General features: G+C 69.2%; 21 protein-coding genes. 9 read left to right on the top strand and 12 right to left on the bottom strand.

Annotated features, from left to right (window positions below):
* Positions 1–61: 61 nt before the first annotated feature.
* Positions 62–769, top strand: coding sequence for an SDR family NAD(P)-dependent oxidoreductase (locus tag E1267_RS27815; RefSeq protein WP_132336550.1), 708 nt, complete (start codon positions 62–64; stop codon positions 767–769).
* Position 770: 1 nt separating this feature from the next.
* Here the strand turns inward: E1267_RS27815 and E1267_RS27810 are convergent, their stop codons facing one another.
* Complete coding sequence (locus tag E1267_RS27810) at positions 771–1,634, bottom strand: LysR family transcriptional regulator (protein WP_132336548.1); 864 nt, start codon at positions 1,632–1,634, stop codon at positions 771–773.
* Positions 1,635–1,695: 61 nt separating this feature from the next.
* On the opposite strand from E1267_RS27810, the gene metE reads away from it, so the two are divergent.
* Positions 1,696–3,852 carry a 5-methyltetrahydropteroyltriglutamate--homocysteine S-methyltransferase gene (gene metE, locus E1267_RS27805; protein ID WP_132336546.1) on the top strand — a complete coding sequence of 719 codons (2,157 nt, stop codon included), beginning with the start codon at positions 1,696–1,698 and terminating at the stop codon, positions 3,850–3,852.
* Between the two features lie 101 nt (positions 3,853–3,953).
* Positions 3,954–5,570: an RICIN domain-containing protein gene (locus tag E1267_RS27800; protein WP_425465099.1), complete on the top strand. Its 1,617-nt coding sequence runs from the start codon at positions 3,954–3,956 to the stop codon at positions 5,568–5,570.
* A gap of 51 nt (positions 5,571–5,621) precedes the next feature.
* On the opposite strand, the gene E1267_RS27795 is transcribed toward E1267_RS27800, so the two are convergent.
* From E1267_RS27795 to E1267_RS27775, 5 genes are read right to left on the bottom strand one after another with little or no spacing between them, the layout of a single operon-like run.
* Positions 5,622–6,542 (bottom strand): carbohydrate ABC transporter permease, encoded by a 921-nt coding sequence (locus tag E1267_RS27795; protein ID WP_132336544.1) that lies wholly within the window; start codon positions 6,540–6,542, stop codon positions 5,622–5,624.
* A gap of 3 nt (positions 6,543–6,545) precedes the next feature.
* Complete coding sequence (locus E1267_RS27790) at positions 6,546–7,460, bottom strand: carbohydrate ABC transporter permease (RefSeq protein ID WP_165959824.1); 915 nt, start codon at positions 7,458–7,460, stop codon at positions 6,546–6,548.
* Complete coding sequence (gene ngcE / locus E1267_RS27785) at positions 7,460–8,866, bottom strand: N-acetylglucosamine/diacetylchitobiose ABC transporter substrate-binding protein (protein WP_132336542.1); 1,407 nt, start codon at positions 8,864–8,866, stop codon at positions 7,460–7,462. Before ngcE ends, E1267_RS27790 begins: the two co-directional genes overlap by 1 nt.
* A 19-nt stretch (positions 8,867–8,885) precedes the next feature.
* The gene (locus E1267_RS27780; RefSeq protein WP_132336540.1) at positions 8,886–9,620 is read right to left on the bottom strand and encodes a sugar isomerase domain-containing protein; all 735 of its coding nucleotides are present in this window, start codon (positions 9,618–9,620) and stop codon (positions 8,886–8,888) included.
* A complete protein-coding gene (locus E1267_RS27775) occupies positions 9,621–10,490 on the bottom strand; it encodes a MurR/RpiR family transcriptional regulator (protein ID WP_132336538.1) in 870 nt (289 codons plus the stop codon).
* 82 nt (positions 10,491–10,572) lie between these two features.
* Here E1267_RS27775 and E1267_RS27770 point away from each other — a divergent pair, with 82 nt between their 5' ends.
* The gene (locus tag E1267_RS27770) at positions 10,573–11,583 is read left to right on the top strand and encodes an N-acetylglucosamine kinase (protein WP_246064305.1); all 1,011 of its coding nucleotides are present in this window, start codon (positions 10,573–10,575) and stop codon (positions 11,581–11,583) included.
* Between the two features lie 152 nt (positions 11,584–11,735).
* On the opposite strand, the gene E1267_RS27765 is transcribed toward E1267_RS27770, so the two are convergent.
* Entirely contained in the window at positions 11,736–12,041 is a 306-nt protein-coding gene (locus E1267_RS27765) for a hypothetical protein (protein ID WP_132336534.1), read from the bottom strand.
* A 110-nt stretch (positions 12,042–12,151) separates the two neighbouring features.
* Here E1267_RS27765 and E1267_RS27760 point away from each other — a divergent pair, with 110 nt between their 5' ends.
* From E1267_RS27760 to E1267_RS27740, 5 genes are all read left to right on the top strand, one after another.
* Positions 12,152–12,628, top strand: a complete 477-nt coding sequence (locus tag E1267_RS27760) for a GntR family transcriptional regulator (protein WP_246064304.1) — start codon at positions 12,152–12,154, stop codon at positions 12,626–12,628.
* 41 nt (positions 12,629–12,669) lie between these two features.
* On the top strand, positions 12,670–13,152 hold the full coding sequence (locus E1267_RS27755) for a winged helix-turn-helix domain-containing protein (protein WP_132336530.1): 483 nt from the start codon (positions 12,670–12,672) through the stop codon (positions 13,150–13,152).
* Between the two features lie 370 nt (positions 13,153–13,522).
* A complete protein-coding gene (locus E1267_RS27745; RefSeq protein WP_132336528.1) occupies positions 13,523–14,701 on the top strand; it encodes a helix-turn-helix domain-containing protein in 1,179 nt (392 codons plus the stop codon).
* A 434-nt stretch (positions 14,702–15,135) separates the two neighbouring features.
* A complete protein-coding gene (locus tag E1267_RS44635; RefSeq protein WP_165959823.1) occupies positions 15,136–15,306 on the top strand; it encodes a hypothetical protein in 171 nt (56 codons plus the stop codon).
* A 20-nt stretch (positions 15,307–15,326) separates the two neighbouring features.
* Positions 15,327–16,115 carry an endonuclease/exonuclease/phosphatase family protein gene (locus E1267_RS27740; RefSeq protein WP_132336526.1) on the top strand — a complete coding sequence of 263 codons (789 nt, stop codon included), beginning with the start codon at positions 15,327–15,329 and terminating at the stop codon, positions 16,113–16,115.
* On the opposite strand, the gene E1267_RS47700 is transcribed toward E1267_RS27740, so the two are convergent.
* The 5 genes from E1267_RS47700 to E1267_RS27715 form a co-directional block, all read right to left on the bottom strand.
* Positions 16,112–16,453 carry a CYTH domain-containing protein gene (locus tag E1267_RS47700; protein WP_342774892.1) on the bottom strand — a complete coding sequence of 114 codons (342 nt, stop codon included), beginning with the start codon at positions 16,451–16,453 and terminating at the stop codon, positions 16,112–16,114. The two genes, E1267_RS27740 and E1267_RS47700, sit on opposite strands and share 4 nt — an antisense overlap.
* 352 nt (positions 16,454–16,805) lie before the next feature.
* A complete protein-coding gene (locus E1267_RS27730) occupies positions 16,806–17,624 on the bottom strand; it encodes a carbohydrate ABC transporter permease (protein WP_138204211.1) in 819 nt (272 codons plus the stop codon).
* Positions 17,621–18,505: a carbohydrate ABC transporter permease gene (locus E1267_RS27725; RefSeq protein ID WP_132336524.1), complete on the bottom strand. Its 885-nt coding sequence runs from the start codon at positions 18,503–18,505 to the stop codon at positions 17,621–17,623. Before E1267_RS27725 ends, E1267_RS27730 begins: the two co-directional genes overlap by 4 nt.
* On the bottom strand, positions 18,505–19,764 hold the full coding sequence (locus tag E1267_RS27720) for an extracellular solute-binding protein (RefSeq protein ID WP_132336522.1): 1,260 nt from the start codon (positions 19,762–19,764) through the stop codon (positions 18,505–18,507). Before E1267_RS27720 ends, E1267_RS27725 begins: the two co-directional genes overlap by 1 nt.
* Positions 19,765–19,825: 61 nt before the next feature.
* Positions 19,826–21,178: a cellulose binding domain-containing protein gene (locus E1267_RS27715; RefSeq protein ID WP_132336520.1), complete on the bottom strand. Its 1,353-nt coding sequence runs from the start codon at positions 21,176–21,178 to the stop codon at positions 19,826–19,828.
* Between the last annotated feature and the right edge of the window lie 127 nt (positions 21,179–21,305).

The following is a 21,305-nucleotide window of genomic DNA, read 5'->3' as shown; positions in this document are numbered from 1 at the left end:
GACGGTCCCAGGAAGACCGGACGACTGGCCGGCCGCGCCACCCCACCCGAGGCTTGACGACATGACGACGACACTGATCACAGGAGCGAACAAGGGGCTGGGCTTCGAGACCGCCCGCCGGCTCATCGAGGCGGGCCACACCGTGTACGTGGGCAGCAGGAACGCCGGACGCGGCCGTCTCGCCGCCGAGCGGCTGGGCGCCCGGCACGTCCTGCTCGACGTCACCGACGACGACTCGGTCACGCGGGCGGCCAGGACCGTCGAGGCCGACGGCGGGCTCGACGTGCTGGTGAACAACGCGGGCATCGAAGAGCGCACCCCTGACGGAGGCGTCATCGGCCCCGCGGACGTGAGCACCGGCATCATGCGCACGACGTTCGAGACCAACGTTCTCGGCGTCGTGCGCGTCACCCGTGCCTTCCTGCCGCTGCTGCGGCGCTCGGCGGCCCCGGTCATCGTGAACGTCAGCAGCGGCCTGGCCTCGCTCACCAGGGTCACCACCCCAGGCACGCCGACGTACGCCTACCCGGGGGTCGCCTACCCCGCCTCGAAGGCCGCGGTCAACATGATCACCGTGCAGTACGCGAAGGCGTTCCCCGGCATGCGGATCAACGCGGTGGAGCCCGGCTACACCGCGACGGACCTCAACCTGCACGCGGGCACGCAGACCGTGGAGGAGGGCGCCGAGATCATCGTACGGATGGCTCAGGCGGGACCCGACGACCCCACCGGGGGCTACTTCGACGTCTCGGGCATGATCCCGTGGTAGTTCACCTGGTCCACAGGGCGTCCTGAACAGCCTGCACCAGGGCCATCAGCTCCGGCGTGACGTGCTCCTTCGACCAGGCCAGCGCGTAGGTGATGCGCAGGTCGCCCGCGTCGAGCGGCACGAAGCGCACGTCGTCCCGCTTGATGGTCCTGGCGAGGAGCTGCGGAATCGGCAGCAGCCCCGCACCCGCCGCCACCAGGTCGAGCGCGGCGGAGAAGTCGTCGTCGGCGACCGTGCGCGCGCGGCCGGGCAGCCCGGACCACGGCCGGCTGGACGGCGTGATCAGCACCTGACCGGCCAGTTCGGCCGGGGTGACCTTGGCCGAGGGTGCCAGCCGGTGGCTCACGGGGACGGCCAGGTGGTCGACGGTCACGTGGAAGCGGGCCGCGGTGACGAACTGCGCGGGCGCGGGGGTGGCGAGGATCGCGGCGGAGACCTCGCCGTCCGCCAGGGCTTGGGCCGCCGCGCCGCGGCCGGCGGGCCTGAGCTCCACGCCGAGCGCCGGGGTGCGGCTCGCGAGCCGCCTGGCGATCCGGGCGGCGAGCGTGCCGACGAGTGGAGGATAAGCAAGGTGAATGGTTGGACGGGCCAGTCGTGCCGCTTCCCCGGTGAACGCCTGGGCCGACTCGAGCACCTGCCGCGCGTGCCCCAGCAGCGCCTTGCCCTCCGCCGTCAAGCGCACCTCGCGGGCCGTGCGCTGGAACAGCCGCACGCCGGTGGCGCGTTCGAGCCGCGTGACGGCCTGGCTCATGGCGGGCTGCGACATCCCCAGGTCGGCGGCGGCCCTGGAGAAGCTGAGCCGCTCCGCCACTCTGGTGAAGCAATGGATCTCCCTGAGCATAAGCAACACCAATACATAGTGCATGACGTCAGGGGTACTCGGCAGGATCGCAACGATCTGACCCACGTCCTAGGGAGCTTGGAAGATGAGCCCATTTCCCACGTCCACGGTGCTCGGATACCCGCGGATCGGCCCGCGCAGGGAGCTGAAGCGGGCGCTGGAGTCCTACTGGGACGGGCGCTCCACCCGCGACGAGCTCGACCGGGCCGGCGCCGACCTGCGTGCGCGGACCTGGCGGAAGCTGGCCGAGCTGGGGTTGGAGGGGCTGCCGAGCAACACCTTCTCGATGTACGACCAGGTGCTCGACACGGCCGTGCTGCTGGGCGCGGTGCCGGCGCGCTATCGCGACACGGACGACCCCTATTTCGCCATGGCCAGGGGCACCGGTGAGCTCGCGCCGCTGCGGATGACGAAGTGGTTCGACACGAACTACCACTACATCGTGCCGGAGATCGGGCCCGACACGGTGTTCAAGCTCGACGCGGCCACGCCGCTGTCCGAGGTGCGGGAGGCGCGGGCGCTCGGGTACGAGACGCGGCCCGTGATCGTCGGACCGGTGACGTTCCTGCTGCTCGCCTCGGCCCTCGACCGGCTCGACGAGGTGCTCGGCTGCTACGAGGAGCTGCTGGCCGCGCTGGCCGCGGAGGGCGTCGGCTGGGTGCAGCTCGACGAGCCCGCGCTGGTGGCCGACCGGACGCCGGAGGAGCTGGCCGCCGTGCGGAGCGCGTACGAGCGGCTGGGGTCCGCCGAGGCGCGGCCGGGACTGTTCGTGGCGACGTACTTCGGGGACGCGGGCGAGGCGCTGCCGGTGCTGGCCGGCACGCCGGTGGAGGCCATCGGCGTCGACCTGGTCAGGGGCGGCGTGCCGGAGATCGACCTGGAGGGCAGGACCGTGGTCGCGGGCGTCGTGTCCGGGCGTGACGTGTGGCGCACTCCGCCGGAGCGGGCGCTGGGGGCGCTGGCCGCCGTACGCGCCGGGCGGGTGGCGGTGAGCACCTCGTGCTCGCTGCTGCACGTGCCCTACGACGTGGAGGCCGAGCCCGGCCTGGACCCGCGGCTGAAGGAGCGGCTGGCGTTCGCCGATCAGAAGGTGGCCGAGGTCGTGGCGCTGTCCCGATCGCCCTTCCACGGCCCAGCCCCGGCTGGGACGTCCGTGGCACGGCCCGCTCCCGTGACGGCGGAGGGGCGCGGCCCGTACGCCGAGCGCGCGGCGGCCCAGGCCGGGCACCTGCGGCTGCCCCCGCTGCCGACCACCACGATCGGGTCGTTCCCGCAGACCGGCGAGCTGCGCGCGGCCAGGGCGGCGGTCGCGGCGGGCAGCCTGTCGCAGGAGGACTACGAACGGCGGGTCGAGGCCGAGATCGAGCGGGTCGTCCGGGTGCAGGAACGGCTCGGCCTCGATGTCCTCGTGCACGGTGAGCCCGAGCGCAACGACATGGTCCAGTACTTCGCCGAGCACCTCGACGGCTTCGCCGTCACCGCCAACGGCTGGGTCCAGTCGTACGGCTCGCGCTGCACCCGGCCGCCCATCCTGTACGGCGACGTCAGCCGCCCGTCGCCGATCACCGTCCGCTGGGCCGCCTACGCCCAGTCGCTCACGGACAAGCCGGTCAAGGGCATGCTCACCGGTCCCGTCACCATCGTGGCCTGGTCGTTCGTCCGCGACGACCTGCCGCTGCGGGACGTCGTGTTTCAGGTGGCCGACGCGGTGCGCGAGGAGGTGCGCGACCTGGAGGCCGCCGGAATGAAGATCATCCAGGTGGACGAGCCGGCGCTGCGCGAGTTGCTGCCGCTGCGCCGGGACGCACAGGCCGACTATCTGGAGTGGGCGGTGGCGGCGTACCGCAGGGCCACGTCGGGGGCGAGCGACCGCACGCAGATCCACACGCACCTGTGCTACTCCGACGCCGACCAGATCCTGGCGGCCATCGACGGGCTGGACGCCGACGTGACCACCATCGAGTCCGCCCGCTCGGGAGGCAGGATCCTGGGCGCGGTGGAGTCGTTCGGGCGGGGGCTCGGGCCGGGCGTCTACGACATCCACTCGCCGCGCGTACCGAGCGCGGAGGAGGTCGCCGAGCTGCTGCGCGGGACGCTGGCGGTGCTGCCGGCCGAGCGGGTGTGGGTCAATCCGGACTGCGGGCTGAAGACGCGGACGTACGAGCAGGTGGAGGCGTCGCTGGCGAACGTGGTCACGGCCGCCCGCGAGCTGCGCCATCGGATGAACGTTTCAGCGGATTAGGGCAGGCAGGCGGGCCTGACGGCGCCCGGTCGCTTGACGCGGGCGCCGGCACTCGCTGATCTGTTCCTAGGAAAGCGCTTTCCTAGGATGGGAGCAGAACAGTGAGTCCCTTACCTCAGGCCACCGCACAGGGCCGGCGGCTGCTCGCCGTCCTCGCGGCGGCGATCCTCGCCCTGACCGGCGCCGTGGTCGCCCAGCAGCCGGCGAGCGCGGCGAGCGTCGACACCAGCGCCTGGTACGTCCTGGTCAACCGGCACAGCGGCAAGGCCCTCGACCTGTACGACTTCGCGACCGCCGACGGCGCGCCGATCGTCCAGTGGGCCCGCAACGACGGCGACCAGCAGCAGTGGCAGTTCGTCAGCTCCGGCGACGGCTACTACCGGCTCAGGTCGCGCCACAGCGGCAAGGTGCTGGACGTCTACGAATGGTCCACCGAGGGCGGCGCAGAGATCGTCCAGTGGGCCGACCTGAACGCCGCCAACCAGCAGTTCCGCCTGGCCGACTCCGACGGCGGCCACGTACGGCTGATCAACCGCAACAGCGGCATGGCCCTGGAGGTGTGGGAGTGGGGCACCGGCGACGGCGCCAGGATCTCCCAGTGGGACGACCTCGGAGGCGCCAACCAGCAGTGGCGGCTCGTCAAGATGGGCGGCGGGTCCGGCTCCGGCGACTGCGGGAGCGGATCGTCCGACGCCGAGGCCGTGCTCAGCGGCGGCACCTGGACGGCGCGGAACGGCGGCACCACCCACTACACCGGCGGCAGCATGATCGAGGCCATGCGCGCGGCCGTGGGCAGCCTCACCTCCGGCCGCACCTCGAAGCAGAAGGTGATCGTCCGCGGCTCCGGCTCGATGAACGCCAACCAGTCGCTCGACCTGCCCAGCTACACCATCCTGGAGGTCTGCGGCACGATCAACGTGTCAGGGAGCATCAGCGCCAACAATGCGGTCGTACGCGCCCAGAACGTCACCGACGTCGAGGTCACCCACCTCAACGTGACCGGCAACCCCTACTTCGGGGTGTTCGTCCGCAACGGCACCAACATCACGCTCGGCCGGCTCGACCTGCGGCTCGGGTCGTCCGGGCTCGGCGTCCGCATCGACAACCACGCCAACAGGAACGTGCGCACCAGAAACGTGCGCATCGACAGCGTGTACGCCTCGGGCGGCAGCAGCCACGGCGTCGAGACGTACGGCGTGGACGGCATCACCATCGGCACCGTCACGGCGCGGAACACCGGCGAGTCCGGCCTGCTGTTCAACGACACGATCAACGCCACGGTCGGCACCGTCGACGCCCAGGGCGCCGGCACCGGCACCGGATACGCCGCCTTCCGCATGGCCAACCGCAACGGCCGCATCGGCAGCGCCTACCCGGCCAACGTCCGGGTCGGCACCGTCATCGCCAGGGGCGGCGGACGCGGCATCTTCTGCGTCTCGGAGAGCGGCGGCGCCGTCATCGACCGCGTGGACATCTCCGGCACCGGCAGCAACTCGATCCTGATCGAGAACTGCTACAACGTCACCATCGCCGCCCAGAACGGCACCGTGAACGGCTCCGACATCCGCATCGCCGCCCGCGGCGAGTTCCCCGTGACATCGGACATCACGCTGCAGAACCTGACGCTGACCAACTCCGCCATCAACGAGAACCCGTGCGGGAACAACATCGTCATCCGCGCCATCGAGCTGGTGAACTCCCAGATCAACCGCTGCTGACGCGGGTGTGCGGCGGGGCCGCGCGCGGCCCCGCCGCACACACCGCCCGCATCACTTGAGCGCCCCCGCGGTCAGGCCGGACTGGATCTGGCGCTGGAAGACCGTGTAGACCACCAGCATCGGGAGGATGGCGAGGGTGAGGGCGGCGAACAGGGCCGCCCAGTCCGCGTCGTATCCGGCGGCCGTGGAGATGTCGGCGATGCCCTGGGTGAGCACCCACTTCTCGCGGTCCTGCAGCAGGATCAGCGGGATCTGGTACTGGTTCCACTGGCCCAGGATGTTGAAGATCGTGATGCTGACGATGCCGGGTTTGGCCATCGGCAACATGATCTGGAAGAACACCCTGGTGTGCGACGCCCCGTCCACCATCGCGGCCTCCGCGACCGCCGTCGGCAGCGTACGGAAGAAGGCGGCCAGGAAGAAGACGGTGAACGGCATCGAGTAGGCGATGTAGACCAGCACCGCGCCCGCGTGCGTGTTCAGGCCGATGAACGGCCCGACCACCGGCACGTTGCCCATGTTCTGCACCACGAAGAACAGCGGGGTCAGCGCCAGGAAGAACGGGAAGGCCAGGCCCGAGACGAACAACAGGTAGATCGCCCGGTTGCCGCGGAAGGGGTAGCGCGCCAGCACGTACGCCGCCATCGAGCCGACCAGCATCGTGCCGAACGTGCTGAACGACACGACGACGACGCTGTTGAGCATGTACTGGCCGATGCGCGCCTGCTCCCAGGCCCTGGCGAAGTTGTCCCACTGCGGCGAGACCGGCAGCGACCAGGCGTGGCCGAAGATCTCGTCCTCGCTCTTGACCGACGCCAGGAAGGTCCAGACGATCGGCACGGTCACGAGGAGCGTCCAGATGCCCAGCGTCGCGTGCGTCAGCACGCCCAGCGGCCCCAGCCGGCGTTTCCGCTCCGCGCGGGCGACCCTCCTCGAAGGCACCTCTGGGGGCGCCTGAGTCGTCGTTGGCATCTCTCAGTACTCGATTCGTTCGCGCCGCGACAGGCGCAGCGACAGGACCGCAAAGCCGAGGGTGAAGAAGAACATCACCACGCCGAGGGCGGAGGCGTAGCCGAAGCGGAAGTATTCGAAGGCGTTGCGGTAGATCTCGGCCGCCATGACCGTGGTCGACCAGTCGGGCCCGCCCTGCTGGTCGGTCATCACCCAGACGATCGCGAAGACGTCCATGGCGAGGATGCCCAGGTAGACCCAGGCGACCTGGACGGTGTCCCACAGCAGCGGCAGCGTGACGCGGAAGAACAGGGTGATACGGCCGGCCCCGTCGATCTGGGCGGCCTCGAACATGTCCTTGGGGATGCCCGCCAGCCCGGCCGAGAACAGCACGACGTAGAAGCCGACCGCCTGCCAGACCAGCACGCCCAGGACCGACCAGAACGCGAGGTCGGGGTCGGACAGGAACCCGACGGGTCCGAGCCCGAACACCATCAGCGGCGCGTTCAGCATGCCGCTGCCGTCGGGCCTGAACACCTGCTGGAAGAGCACCGCCACGATGGTGACGGCGAGGACCTGCGGGAAGAAGAAGACCACCCGGTAGAAGCCCGACCCGCGGATGCCCGACACGCCCTGCTTCCCGCCCACGTTGAGCAGGAAGGCGAAGAACAGGGCGATGACGATCGTGATCACCGGCAGCAACACCAGCAGGGCGATGTTGTGCGTGACGGCCTTCCAGAAGACGCTGTCGCCGAGCAGCCGCTGGAAGTTGTCGAGCCCGATGAAGTTGGGCACCGCCGTCACGCCGCGCCAGTCGGTCATCGCGATGTAGAACGCCTGGACGTACGGCGAGATCACGTAGACCAGGTAGAGAATCACCGGGGCTGCCAGGAACGAGGTGATGAACAGCCCGCGGCGATACCTGTTGAACAACACCATCAGCGCTTGTACTTCGTGATGGAGGAGTCGTTCTTGATCTCGTCGGCCTTCTTCTGCATGCGCTCGAGGTAGGCCTTCGGCTTCAGGCCGCCGGTCATGAGCTGGCCGGTGGCGGCCTTGGCCTCGTCGTTGAGCGGGCCGTACCAGGTGTACCAGCGGTAGTAGACGGTGTTCTCGCCGGCGTCGGCGACCGCCTTGGAGGCGCTGGTGACGCCCGGCGAGATGTCGCGGCCCTCGCTCGCGCCCTTGACCGTCGTGACCGTGGTGACCAGCTCGCTGAAGTCGCCGGCCGCCTTCTTCGACAACATGGCGCGCAGATATTCCATGCCGGCCTGCGGGTGGGCGCTCTTGGCGGAGACGATGAAGTTCTCGCCGGGCTGGGTGTGCAGGGTGCCGTACGGCATCGCGTCGGAGCTGGTGATGTCAGGGATGGGGAACATCGCGTACGCGAAGTCGTCCGGCGTGGTGGACTTCTGTTCGTTCTCCAGCCACGAGCCGCAGGGCAGCATGGCCACCTGCTTCTTGTTCTGGGCCGTCTGCGTCTGCACGTGGTCGAGGCCTGCCGTGCCCTGCATGAGGTATTTGGCGCCCACCTCGGCCCACTTCTCGGCGGCGGTCAGCATCGGCTCGGCGGTCCAGGCGCCGTCCTCCAGGTTGTCGATGTCGACCAGCACGTCATTGCCGCCGATCTTCGCGGCCATGGTGAGCAGCGGCTCGTACAGGTACTGCGGGTGCTTGCCGGCGTAGGTGAAGGGCGCCATCTCGCCCGACTTCTTGATGGTCTCGCACAACTGGAGGAAGGCGTCCCAGGTCTTCGGGATCTCCCAGCCGTTGTCGTCGAAGACCTTCTGCGAATACCAGATCCCGTGGATGTAGTTGACGTAGCCGAGGACGCTGAACTTGCCGTCGTACGTACCGATGTCGATCACCGACGGGTCCAGCAGGTCGCGCACCTTGACGTTGGGGTCGTCCCACGAGGGCGCGTCGAGCAGCGGCGTCAGGTCCTGGAGCTGACCGTCCTGGGAGAGGGCGCCGAAGTCCATGAAGTTGGCGCCGGAGTTGTCGATCACCTCCGGCGGGTTGCCGCCGGCGAAGCGCGGCTGGAGGACCTTGGTGATCTCCTTGGTGGAGTTGTGCTTGATCTCGACGTTCGCGTACTTGCTCTTGAACAGCGGCTGGTGGATGTCCGTGGCGTAGGCCTGGCCGAAGCCGCCGTCGAAGATCCACACCTCGAGCGGCTTGTCTCCGACGCCGAACGGGTTGGCCGCGCTGGTGGCGGCCGGCGCCGCCGACGAGGGCGCGGGTTGGGACGCAGGGGTCGCGCACGCGGCGAGCGCGCCCGCCACGGGCACGAGAGCGGCGCCGCGAAGAAGCTCACGCCTGGTGATCTGGGGGGTGTTGGGCATGGTTACTGCTCCTGACTTGTCATGCTCCGCGCCTGATGCGCCCTGCGTAGCGGCTTTCCAGCGCCTTGTTGTGCTCGTCCCCACCCGCCACGTTGGCCGACAGGTAAATGGGAGGCGTCTCGCCCATCGCGACGAGCGCGTCCACCGCCTCGGTGACCACCATCTGCGCGAGCAGCGCGGAGGTGATCGTGGACACCGCGCCGTAGCTGCCGCCTCCGGGCAGTTCGAGGAGGGCGTCGCCGTACGGTGCGCCGTTGTCCAGCACGACGTCGGCCAGGTCGAGCAGCTTGCTCCCCGACGGGTGGCGCGAGGTCATCTGGGTGCTGTGCCTGACCGAGGTCAGCGCGATCATCGAGTGGCCCTGGTCCTTGACGATCCTGGCCAGCTCGACGACCGTGCCGTTCACGCCCGAGCTGGAGATCAGCACGAACACGTCCTGCGGTTCGACCGGCGCCAGGTCGTAGATCTGCCGTGCGACCGAGGGGTCGCGCTCCAGCTCGGGGGTCAGCACGCCGGGCGGCTGCCCGCCGTACAGGACGAGGTCTCTCGGCGTGAGGCGGTTGCTCGGGACCAGGCCGCCGGCCCGTCCGGCGATCTCCATGGCGATGGCCTCGGAATGCCCCGAGCCGAAGGCGTTGACCACGCCGTCCGCCCTGAGCGAGGTCACGAGCAGCTGCGCCGCCTTGCGCACCTGCCCGGCCTGGCTCTCCGCGACCTGACGGGCCAGATCGAGAATCCTGTCTGCGTACGTCATCTAGCTTCTCTCCACCCGGTGGCTTTCCACGGCGCTGATCGTTCGCTCGAACGCCTCGTTGGTCCGTTCGTACGTGCTCTGGGCGATCGCCACGTAGACGGCGTCCAGCACGAACAGCTGCGAGTGCACGGCGGCCAGCCCGCCGAGCCGGAACGTGGTCTCTCTGCTGGCGGTGGTCAGCACCAGTTCGGCCAGCTCCGCCAGCGGCGAGCGGGCGAACGAGGTGACCGCGACCGTCAGCGCGCCGTGGCTGCCGGCCTCGGCCAGCGCCTCCATGACCTCGCGCGTGCGGCCCCTGTGGCTGATGCCGACGGCGACGTCGCCCTCCTTCAGCAGCGCCGCCTCCGACAGCGCCACGTGCGCGTCTCCCGCGCTCCAACAGGGCACGCCGATGCGGCGCAGCCGGCCCTCGAACATGGTGGCCACGTTGCCGCTGGTCGAGACGCCGACGAGCAGGACGCGTGGGGCGGCCACGATGGCGGCGGCCACCTGGGCGACCACGTCGAGGTCGAGCTGGGCGGCGGTGTCCTGGATCAGACGCACGTCGGCGGCGGCCATCACCTCGATGGCGGCGTCGAGCGGGTCGTCGGGGCCGATCTCGTGGCCGACGCCCGCGCCCCAGCCCGCCTGCGCCGCCCTGCCGGTCTCGGTGGCCAGGGCGACGCGCAGCTCGGCGTAGCCGGAGAAGCCGAACGCCCGGCAGAACCTGGTCACGGTGGCGGGCGAGCTGCCGGCGCGCTCGGCCAGCGCGATGATGGTCGACCGCGCGGCCTCGGCAGGGTCGCCGAGTATCACCTCGCCGACCCGGCGCAAAGCCTCCGGCAAACCGGGTAGCTCTGTTTCGACGCGCCCCAGCGCTCCTGAAGTCACGAATATTCCTTCCGAATACCCGGTCTTCTGGCGAAAATTATTCTTGCTTCCTGGCCACGTCAAGCCCCAGACTCAGTCCGTGATGCAATCGCTAGTCATCGGTGTCGATGCCGGAGCCACCTCCACGCGGGTCGCCGTTCACACGCTCGACGGCGCCCGGGTGGGTTACGCCAGGGCGGGCGCGGGCAATCCGAGCGCCCACGGGCTGGCCACGGCGGCGTCGGCGATCGAGACCGCGCTCGGGAAGGCCCTCGGCTCCCTCGACGGCTCGCGGGTGGTCGCCTCGCTGGCCGGGGTCGCGGGGCACGTCGAGGAGATGGTGCCCGCGCTGGCCAAGGTCTGGGCCGGGCACGGCATCACCGCGGAGCCGCGTTACATGGGCGACGTGACGATCGCCTACGCCGCGGGCTCGCCCGAGCCGGACGGCTCGCTGCTGCTGTCGGGCACGGGCGCGGTCGCGGCCAGGATCGCCGGGTTCGAGCTCGGCGCGGTCGCCGACGGGCTGGGGTGGCTGCTGGGTGACGCGGGCTCGGGCTTCTGGATCGGCCGCGAGGCGGCCAAGGCGGTGGTCCACGCCTTCGACCGCGGTCTGCCGGTCGCGGCTCTGGACCGTACGCCGCCGGACCGCGGCCCCGCCTCCGGGGCGGGCGGCGTGGAGGCCGGGAGCGGGCTGCTCGTCGCTCTCGTCGGCGAGCACTTCCTCGGGGACGAGCGGCCCGCCACGCCGCGCGCGGTCGCCGACCGCCTCGTACGCCTGGCGCAGGCCGACCACATGCGGCTGGCGACGTTGTCGGCGCTGGTCAGCCGGGCCGCGTCGGAAGGCGACCCGCTGGCCGCCGGGATCGTGCGCGAGGCGGCCGGTCACCTGGTCGCCACGCTGAGAAGGGTGCACAGGTCGGGGCCCGTGGTGCTCGCCGGCAGCGTGCTGACCAGCCCCGGGCCGGTACGCGAGGCCGTGACGGAGCTGCTGGCGGGCGAGCGGGTCACGACGGCGGGTGACGCGGCGAGCGCGGCGGCCTGGCTGGCGGCCCGCGACCTGCTTGCGGAGCCCGACGCCAAGGCCCTGCACCCCACCTTCACCACCACCGCCTGACGGGGCACCACCGGCTCAAGGGTGCCGGTTCTTCAGCCGTAGGGCCGGTCAGACCTTCTTGACGACGATCGAGTCAGGGACCAGTTTCACCAGGTCATCCTCGTCGGAGGTGAAGTCAGAGCGCGGGTGCAGTAAGGCGTCCCCCATCCCGATCACCCGGCCACCCCCGTCAGCACTTTGATCCACACGAGAAATGTCTGGGCGCGCCCACCGAGGGCGGACTGGTCGACCAGGACTTCTCCGCCGACCCGGCGGGTCCTGCGGATGAAGTACTGCCCGCCGGCCTGGCACAGCTCGTAGAACGTCGGCACGCAGTCACACGTGTAGTCGCAGACGCGTATACGTTTTTCCACCGCCCAGACGGGGTCCCACGTCAGCCGGATGAAGCCGGGACACAACTCCGGCACATGGGCCGAGTGAAACCGGTCATCCGCAGGCATCGACGATGGTTGCGACATGCCGCAACTGTAGATCTGGTCGTCTTCTCTTGTCTACATGCAGCGACAGCTCTGTCTATTTAGACGGAACGATATGTGAACTCTTGCCCGCATTCGCCTATGTTGCCTATGTGCTCGACTACGATGGAGACACTCACGTCTACGTCCAGATCGCCGACATCCTCCGCAAGAGGGTCTCGAAGCTCGACTCCGGGCACCCGGTGCCGAGCGAGGCCGACATTCAGTACGAGTTCGGAGTCGCCAGAACCACGGCCAGGCGCGCGGTCCACATACTGCGCGAGGAAGGACTCATCTACACCGTTCAGGGCGAGGGGACCTTCGTCGGCACACCGGAAGAAGCACCTCGCAAGCAGCGAAAAGTACCGTTGTACCGGCAGATCGCGACAGACATCAGCGATCAGATCAAGGCGGGAAGTTTTCTTCCCCGACGCCCCATACCGGGCGAGACAGCGCTGGTGAAGCAGTATGACGTCGCGCGCGAGACGGTGCGGCGGGCCATGGCGCTGTTGCGGGAACAGGGGTGGATCTACACCGTCGCCCAGCGGGGCAGTTACGTCTCGCCGAAGGAGTCGTGGCCCCAGGACTGACTTCGCCTAAGTGCTCGTATCCACACGTCTAGAATATGGGCATGCTCGACCGCGAGGGCCCAGTCCCGCTGTACGTTCAGGTCGCCGACGTGATTCACCAGCGGATCACCAGCGGGAAGTTGCGGACCGGCGATCCCGTGCCGAGCGAGACGGCCCTGGAGGCGGAGTTCGACATCGCGCGCAGCACCGCACGCAACGTCGCCCGGGAGCTTCGCCGACGGCGGCTCGTCCATACCGTCCGGGGCGAGGGCACCTTCGTCGGGCCCGTCGGCGTGCCTCGCGAGAAACCGATCAGAGCCAAATATGCGATCATCGCCGATGACCTGGCCGCGCGCATCAGACGCGGCGAGCTCCGTCCCAACAGGGCGATCCCCAGCGAGCAGGTGCTGATGCGACAGTACGGCGTCGCCAAGGTCACGGCCCGGCTGGCCGTCTCGCGGCTGCGGGAACAGCGGTGGGTCGTCACGGTGCCGCACCGGGGCACCTACGTGTGCGATCCGACGCGATGGCCCGTCAGCCCTTGACCGCGCCCGCCGTCATACCGGTGCCGACGCCGCGCTGCAGGAAGAGGAAGAGCAGCAGCGCGGGCAGCGCGAACAGGCCGGCGGCGGCCATGGTGGCGCCCCAGTCGGTGCGTCGCTCTCGTCGGCGAGCACTTCCTCGCAGACGAGCGGCCCGCCACGCCGCGTGCCCTCACCGACCCGCTTGCCTTCCTGTTCGGGGAGGGCGCGGCGAGGGTCGGCATGAAGCAGGTGGAGGCCAGGACCACGAAGGCCACCGGTCACAAGGCGCGAGCTCGTGGACGCGCCAGAGATACGGCCTTCCCCATAGCACGTTGAAGACCCTGCGCCGTAGCCTGAGGTTGGTTAGACATCAGGAAGGCGGTCAGGGCCTATGACCGAAGCTGGCACGATCGGGGCTCGACTCCGAGGCGAGCGCCAATCTCGCGGGTTCACACAGGAAGAACTGGCCGAGGCAGCCGGCCTGTCCCGCGATCTGGTCGCCAAACTGGAGCAAGGGCAACGCCGATCCGCAAGGCTGACCACGCTGGTCAAGCTGGCCAACGCACTCGACATTGAACTGTCCGCGCTGGTCGGCAAAAGGGACCAGCTCGGCACGGACCGCGACGGCGGCAGCGTCCTGGCCCTGCGCGACGCCCTACTCTCCCCCTCACTTCTGCCCGGCCTCGACGACGGCCACGACGGCGAGCCCACACCGATCCCCGACATAGAACGCGCGGTCGCCGCGGCATGCCGCTCGTACTGGCGCGGCGACTTCCCGGCCCTCGTCGCCACCCTCCCGGACCTGCTTGCCGAGGCACGCCTGACCCACAGCACGCTTGGCGCCAGCGCCGTCTATCCGCTGGCCATGGCTTACGATCTGGCAGCATCCGTGACGATCCACCTCGGCCGAGACGACCTTGCGGCCGTCAGCGCCGAGCGCGCCATTACCACCGCGCACGCCGGCGATGACGAGCTGTTGTGGGCCGGCCTCCACGGGACGTACGCATGGGTCCTGCATCACCAAGCCCGGCTCGACCAGGCCGAGCGGTTGGCCATATCGATGGCAGAGCGGATCGAGCCCGCATTCTCGGCCCCGGCCGAGCACCTCGCCACATGGGGCAAGCTGCTCCTGGCCGCGTTCGCCCCCGCCGCTGCCGCGGGGCGGGAGGTCGCCGACTACGCCGCGTTGGCCGCTGCGGCCGCTGAGCGGCTGCGTGGCCGGGTGGCAGTCCACAACAGCTGGTTTGGGTCTGCCATGGTGGCCGAGCAGGAGACGCACGCCTACACCGTGCTGCGCTTGCCAGACAAGGCGTTGCGGGCCGCGCGCCGCATCCACGCCGGCGACCTGGAGGGCATCGCGCACGGCCGTCACCTGATTGACATCGCGCAGGCGCACGTGGACTCGCGGCACCACAAGACAGCCGCGGAGCGACTGCTGGAGGCCCGCGCGGAGTCAGAGGTGTGGTTCCGGCACCAGGCTGTTGCCCGGGACCTGGTCGAGGTGCTGCGAGAGGAAGAGAGGCGGCCGTCGACGACGATCCGGTCGCTGGCGAACTCCCTAGGCATCTGACTAGGACATGGTGTCCTGATCCGCCGGGAAAACAGTCCCACATGTAGGACATGACATCCCTGGCGCGTTGTTTGCGCTGGTCGTAGCTTCACAATGTGACGCAGACCACAGACACCGGAGCTCAACCCCAACCGGCCGACCGGATCACGCACGTCATACAGGTCGGCCGATAGCCAGCGCCGAGTTGCAAGAGCTCCTCCAGACCACCGAAGGAGACCTGCGCTGGGTCGCGGCGCGGGCGGCCCTGCTGCTCGACAGCGACCGCTACGTTCAGTCGTCGCTGGTACTCCAGCGTCTCGACGGGCTCGAGATAGACGAGGTGTGGCAATACAACGCCCACGTGCCGGTCCCGTCCCTATCCTGCTACCTGCGGCACACCGCCGAGGAACTCGGGCGGCGGCTGCGGCAGCGGACGGCCCTGTCTCGGCTGGAGCGTGAGGGCTCCCCCCGCGCGGGAGTTGGCGCTGTACGAGGAGGCGTTCGACTTCCTGGCGGCTCGCGGCTGGCCGCAGGTCAGCATCGACTGCCGTGGGTTCGACCCGGACCAGGTGGCGGCCGAGCTGCTCCGCCAGGTGCAAGGCGCGTACGGAACCCACGACGTGTAGGAGGGCGCATGCTCAGGGCTGTGACCGTCAACATCGGCGCCGCTGGACTGGATAGGGCCGAGCTGCTGCTGCGCTGGCTGGCCGAGCGGGACGACGATGTCATCCTGCTCACCGAAACCAGCGCCGGCCCGGGCACCGCCTACCTGCTGGAGCAGTTCCGGCGTGCCGGCTACATCACCGTCAACACCCCAGACGACGGCGACCGCGGCGCGGCGCTGGTTAGCCGGGTATCGCTCACCGCACACGAGCCCGACGCGTTCGAGCAGGTAAGCATTCCCGCCCGGGTTGCCGCCGCCGCTCTCGACACGTCCCCGCGCACCTGGTGGGTCAGCGTGTATGTCCCCAGCCGCGACCGATCCGCGGACAAGACCGCCCGCAAGGAGGAGTTCATCACGTCGCTGCTCAAGACCATCGAGCAGTTCCAGCCTGAAGAGCGCGACCGCATGGTGATCGGCGGCGACTACAACGTCATCACCTCCGACCACCGGCCCCTCCATCCGGGATTTCTGCCGTTCGAGTTCGCCCTGCTCGACACCCTGTCAGCGGAGGGCTTCATCGACGCGCACGCGCGCTGCGCGCCCGGAAGCCAGCCGTACAGCTGGATCGGCCGGACCGGCGACGGCTACCGCTACGACTACTTCCACGTCGGCCCCGAACTGGGTGAGCGGCTCCGAGATTGCGCCTACCTGCACGAGACACGCGAGCAGAGGCTGACCGATCATGCCGCTGTCGAGCTCTACCTGAACGTGGAAGCTGAGCGGCTCGAATGTTCCGGCCCGGCTGGGCCTGAAGCCCTCGGCTTGTTCTAGACCGAGGCCAGAGCAGATCGCACCAGCGAGTCGTCGGTATCGCTGGTGCGATCCAGCTCCACACCAAGGCCACGAGCGAACGCATCGAGCTCGACCTGCACAGCGGCCCCTGACTCGTCTTGGCGGACCGTCCGCTCGATTTCCATAAAGGTGCCGGCGTGCTCGACCTCGTCCACGCAGATCGTCAGCTCACCGATCGAGCACCAGCGGCGTACCTTCACAATGCGGATAGTCGGGTAGAAGCCCATGGCCACGATCGCCTGGTGCATGGCCTCGCGGTCGGCGACCTCGGTTTCGTGCTCCAGGCACGCCATCTCGTTGTCGATCGGTCGCTTCACGGTGAACAGGTGGCGACCGTCCTGGGTACGGAGCCGGCTGAAAGCCCTGCCGACCTTGCTCTGCTCATACGTCCAGCCTGCCTCTGCGTAGGCTTGGTCGTCTTGCCGGGACGGAGTCGACAGGAACGCTCCCCGCCGCGCCAACGCGGCCTCCAGCTTCCCGTATCGCCGACGCGGTATTTGACCTCAACCTCTTGCGTCCCGTCTGCCACAGCGCCTCCCTTCTTTCGCTTGAGCCTCGTGAAGGCTAGCGATTCGCGCTGACCCAGACAGGAGAACGTGACTCGCATCGGGTTGCGTGCCGCCACGCCGCACCGGGAAACCTACGTGTGCGATCCGGCGCAATGGCCCGTCAGCCCTTGACCGCGCCCGCCGTCATGCCGGTGCCGACGCGGCGCTGCAGGAAGAGGAAGAGCAGCAGCGCGGGCAGCGCGAACAGGCTGGCGGCGGCCATGGTGGCGCCCCAGTCGGTGCCGAACACGTCGCGGAACGACGAGAGCCACACCGGCAGCGTACGTTTGTCCTGGTCCTTGATGATCAGCACGTTGACGAACGCGAACTCGTTCCACGCGGTGATGAACCCGAAGAGTGAGGTCGCCATGAGCCCCGGCGCCAGCAGCGGGAAGACCACCCGCCGGAAGGCCACCAGCCGGCTGCATCCGTCCACCTGAGCCGCCTCCTCCAGCTCCGGCGGGATCGCGGCGAGGAACCCGCGCAGCGTCACGATCGTGAACGGCAACGTGACCATGAAGTAGACACCGGTCAGCATGGCCAGCGAGTCGAGCAGGTCGGTGTCCCTGGCGATGATGAACACCGGCACCAGCAGCGCCTCCCACGGCGCCATCTGGGCCGCGAAGACCGCCACCACGAACGCGCTCCTCCCCCGCCAGCGCATCCGCGTCATCGCGAACGCCGCCAGCAGCGCGACCACCAGCGCGATCAGCACCGCCGCGACCGTCACCAGCAGGCTGTTGCGCCAGTAGGTCCAGAACCCCGGCGCGTTCACCGCGGTGACGAAGTGGTCGAGCGTCGGATCGGCGGGCCAGAACGTCGGCGTGGCCGCCTGGATGTCGCGCGTCGGCTTGAACGCGGTGAGGAACATCCAGTAGACGGGGAAGACCGTCGTCACGAGCACGGCCACCGCCGTCGCGTTGAGCGCGAGCCGTTTCACGAGCGGACCATCCTTCGCAGGTTGCTGACCAGGGCGACGGCGAGGATCACGACGGTGAGCATGGCGACCGCCGAGCCCAGGTCGTAGCGGTGCAGCACGCGGGCGACCTTGAACGCGTAGACCGGCAGTGTGGTGGTGGCGTCGTCGGGGCCGCCCTGGCTGAGCACCCAGATCTGCGGGAAACACTTGGCCACCCAGATCACCTCAAGGGAGACGATCAGCGCGAACAACTGCCTGAGCATCGGCACGGTGATCTTCCAGAACACCTGCCCGCCGCTGCCGCCGTCGATCCGCGCCGACTCGTACAGCTCGGCGGGGATCGTGGTGAGGCCGGCGTACAGGGTGAGCGCGGCGAACGGGACCGACTGCCACACGACGAGGATCACGAGCACGGCGAACGTGGCCGTCCCGTCGGCGAACCAGGTGTAGCCCTGGAACGAGTCGAAGCCCAGGGTGACCAGCAGCCAGTTGACCACGCCCAGCTCGGACTGGAACAACCACTGGAAGATCGTGGTCGCCGCTATGACGGGGGTGGCCCAGGCCAGGGCCAGGGCGCTCATCACGGCCAGGCGCAGGCCGCGGCGCAGGCGTACGAGCATGAGGGCGACGCCGGTGGACAGGACCACGATGAGCACCACGTTGACCACGGTCCACACGACGGTGCGCCACACCACCTGCCAGAACTCCTCGCCGCCCAGCAGCTCGGCGTAGTTCTCCAGCCCGATGAAGGTGGCGCCGCCCCTGATCAGCTCGCCCATGCGGAAGTGCTGGAACGAGATCACCGCCGCTTTGAGCATGGGATAGATCAGGAGGAAGGCCCCGCCCGCCACCGTGGGAGCGATGAGCAGGAAGGGCCAGAACGAGCGGCGTCCAGCCCGCATCAGGATCCGCTGTTCAGCGTCGTGGTGATCGACTCGGAGACCTTCTTCGCCTCCGCCGCCGGGTCGGCGCCGGTGAGCACGGCGGTCATGTACTGCTTGATCACGGAGGTGGCCTCGACGGCGGCCCAGTTGGGGGTGTTCGGGGTGGCCCGGCCGCCCGCCGCGCCGACGGCCATCGCGGCGGTGCCCTCGTCGCCGGAGAGCACGCCGGCCAGCGAGGTGCGGTTGGGCACGAAGCTCATCGTCGTGGCCAGCTCTTTCTGGAACTCCTCCCCGGCCAGGGCTTTGACCAGCTCGTACGCCTCGTCCTGGTGCTGCGAGGCCACCGGGATGATCAGGTCGGAGCCGCCCGTGAAGACCGTGCCGGGTTTGTCGGCGGTCTTGCCCGGGATGGGGAAGAAGCCCATCTTGTCCTTGAGCTTGCCGTCCACCTCCAGCACGCGGGCGGCGACGCCGGGCACGGCGATGATCTGCGCGACCGTGCCCTGCGCGAACACCTCGTGCTGCGGCGGGTTGGCCTCGTCGGCGTCCTTGGGGCCCTTGCCGAGGGCCTGGAGCCGCTGGTAGAAGTCCATGCCGGCCAGGGCCTGCGGGGTGTCGAGGGCGCCTTTCCACCGGCCGCCCTCCTGGACGGCCAGGTCGCCGCCCTCGTCCCAGACGAAGCCGGCGAGGGCGTACCAGGTCTGGCCGGTCAGATAGATGCCCTGGTTGCCACCTTTATTAAGCTTTGTCGTGATTTCTAGCCACTCGTCGCGGGTTTTCGGGGGCTCCTTGATGCCGGCCTCGGCGAACAGGTCCTTGTTGTAGACGACCACGCGGTTGGCGGCGTACCAGGGGACGCCGTACTGCTTGCCGTCGATCTTGCCGGGCTGGGCCAGCCCCGGCAGCCAGTCCTCGCCCTTGAGGTCGGCGACCTTGGCGGTGAGGTCCGTGACGCCGCCGCTGGCGGAGTACTGGGCGACCTGCGTGTTGCCCACCTCGATCACGTCGGGCGCGTCGGTGCTGGCCAGGGCCGCCGTGACGCGCTCGCCGATGCCGTCCCAGGCCTGGATCTGGATGTCGAGGTCGACACCCTTGTGCGCCGCCTCGTGCTCGGTTTCGAACTTCTTCAGCAGCTCCTTCGTGACGCTGCCGTCCATGATCCAGACGGTCAGCTTGGCAGGGGCGCCGCTCGCCGCCGCCCCGGTCTCCGGCTCTGCGCCGGTGCCGCACGCGCTGAGCGCGAGCACGGCCGCCAGGGCAAGGATGCGGTACTTCATGGTGTTCCTTCTGGTGCTGGGGGGTGGGGTCCCGCGCCCGCCGGGCGGGCGCGGGACACGATCACACGTTGGGGACGGTGTCCTTGAACGCGGCCCCGGACGAGCGCAGCGAACCGACCCGGCTCTGCACCTCCGCGGGCGAGAGGACCTCGTTCTTGCTGTGGTAGACGTAGTCGACCTGCTGGCGGTACGTACGGGTGCCCGTCGCCCCCTGAAGATCGATGAACCACTGGTTGAACATGATCCACATCGGGGTCTCGGGGTAGTAGATGTCACCGTGGTCGGCGAAGAGGCGGCCGTCCACGTAATACTTCATCCGGCCGCCGGAGACCTGGATGACGAGGTCGTGCCAGCCGGCGAAGCTGACACGCTCCTCGGTGTGGGTGTTCACCGCCTGCCACGGCTCGTTCCGGTAGGTCTCCCAGCTCGTGGCGTAGAGGATGTTGGACGGTTCGCCCCAGCCGCCGTTCGGCAGATACTCGAAGTCCAGCTCGCCGTAGTCGGGGTCGAGGTCGAAGCGCAGCGGGGTGATGGTGAAGAACGTCTGCACCACGTGCTCGCCGTCGGGACCGCTGGTCGGGGCGTCGCTGAAGCGCACGCGGGCGGCGTACGTGCCCTCGTGGAACTTGCGGTTGGTGGTGGACAGCTCGGTCTGCACGGTGCCCGAGGGGGTGCCGTTCGTCGAGGAGTCGAGCGTCAGCAGGCCGCCGGGGAACGAGACCGCGCCGGGCGACCAGGTGGCGCCGGGCACGCCGGGGCCACCCGAGCTGGAGCGGACCGTCCAGCCGCGCTGGGCCAGCCGGGGGTCGTTCGAGCCGGTGTAGGTGAAGTCGTCGAACAACTCGCCGCCGGGCCCCGGCGGCACGGTGGGCGTGACGGTGGGGTCGGGGTCGCTGCCGTTGGGCTGGCCCCAGGAGAGCGTGCCGTTGACGTAGACGGTGACCTTGTCCCAGTTCGCGTAACTCGTCTGGGGGCCGTACGAGTAGTCGTCGCCTTGCGTGAACGTCTGCCAGTCGGCGCGGTGGAAGCGCAACTGCATGTCGCCGGTGGTCCGGCCGGGGGCCAGGCTACCTGAGGTGAAACCCACCTCCAGGTATTGGCCGTCGCCCTGCTGGCGGACGAACTGTCCGGTCACCGTCGAGCATCCGACGACCGCCCATGAGCAGGCGAAGCGGTAGGTCTCGGTGCCGGTGAGGTAGTAGCGGACCTTGACCTGGTTGAGCGGGATCGTGGTGGTGCCGTCGTTGAAGAGCTGGAGCCAGGGCTCGGCCTGGGCCGTGGTGGCGCCGGGGGCGCTGGTGCGGTACTGGAGCCGGACGGCCTGGTCGGCGTTGGCGGGTGCGACCAGGAAGACGGCGACGATGAGGGCGGGGATGGCTAAGGAGAGCAGAACTTTACCGAAATTTCGGGACATGAATGGGTTCTCCTTGGTTGTGCGGTCCCCCGAAGGTCGTGCTGGTCAGGTGCGGTGGTGCCGGTGGTGCGTGCGGTGGTCGGGGACTGTCTCTTATACAAATCTTACGACGCCGGCGACTAACTAC

The sequence above is a fragment of the Nonomuraea longispora genome (assembly GCF_004348345.1).
In the GTDB taxonomy this organism is placed as follows: domain Bacteria; phylum Actinomycetota; class Actinomycetes; order Streptosporangiales; family Streptosporangiaceae; genus Nonomuraea; species Nonomuraea longispora.
The sequence above is the reverse complement of the archived record's forward strand: the minus strand, read 5'-3'. Positions and strand labels throughout refer to the sequence as shown.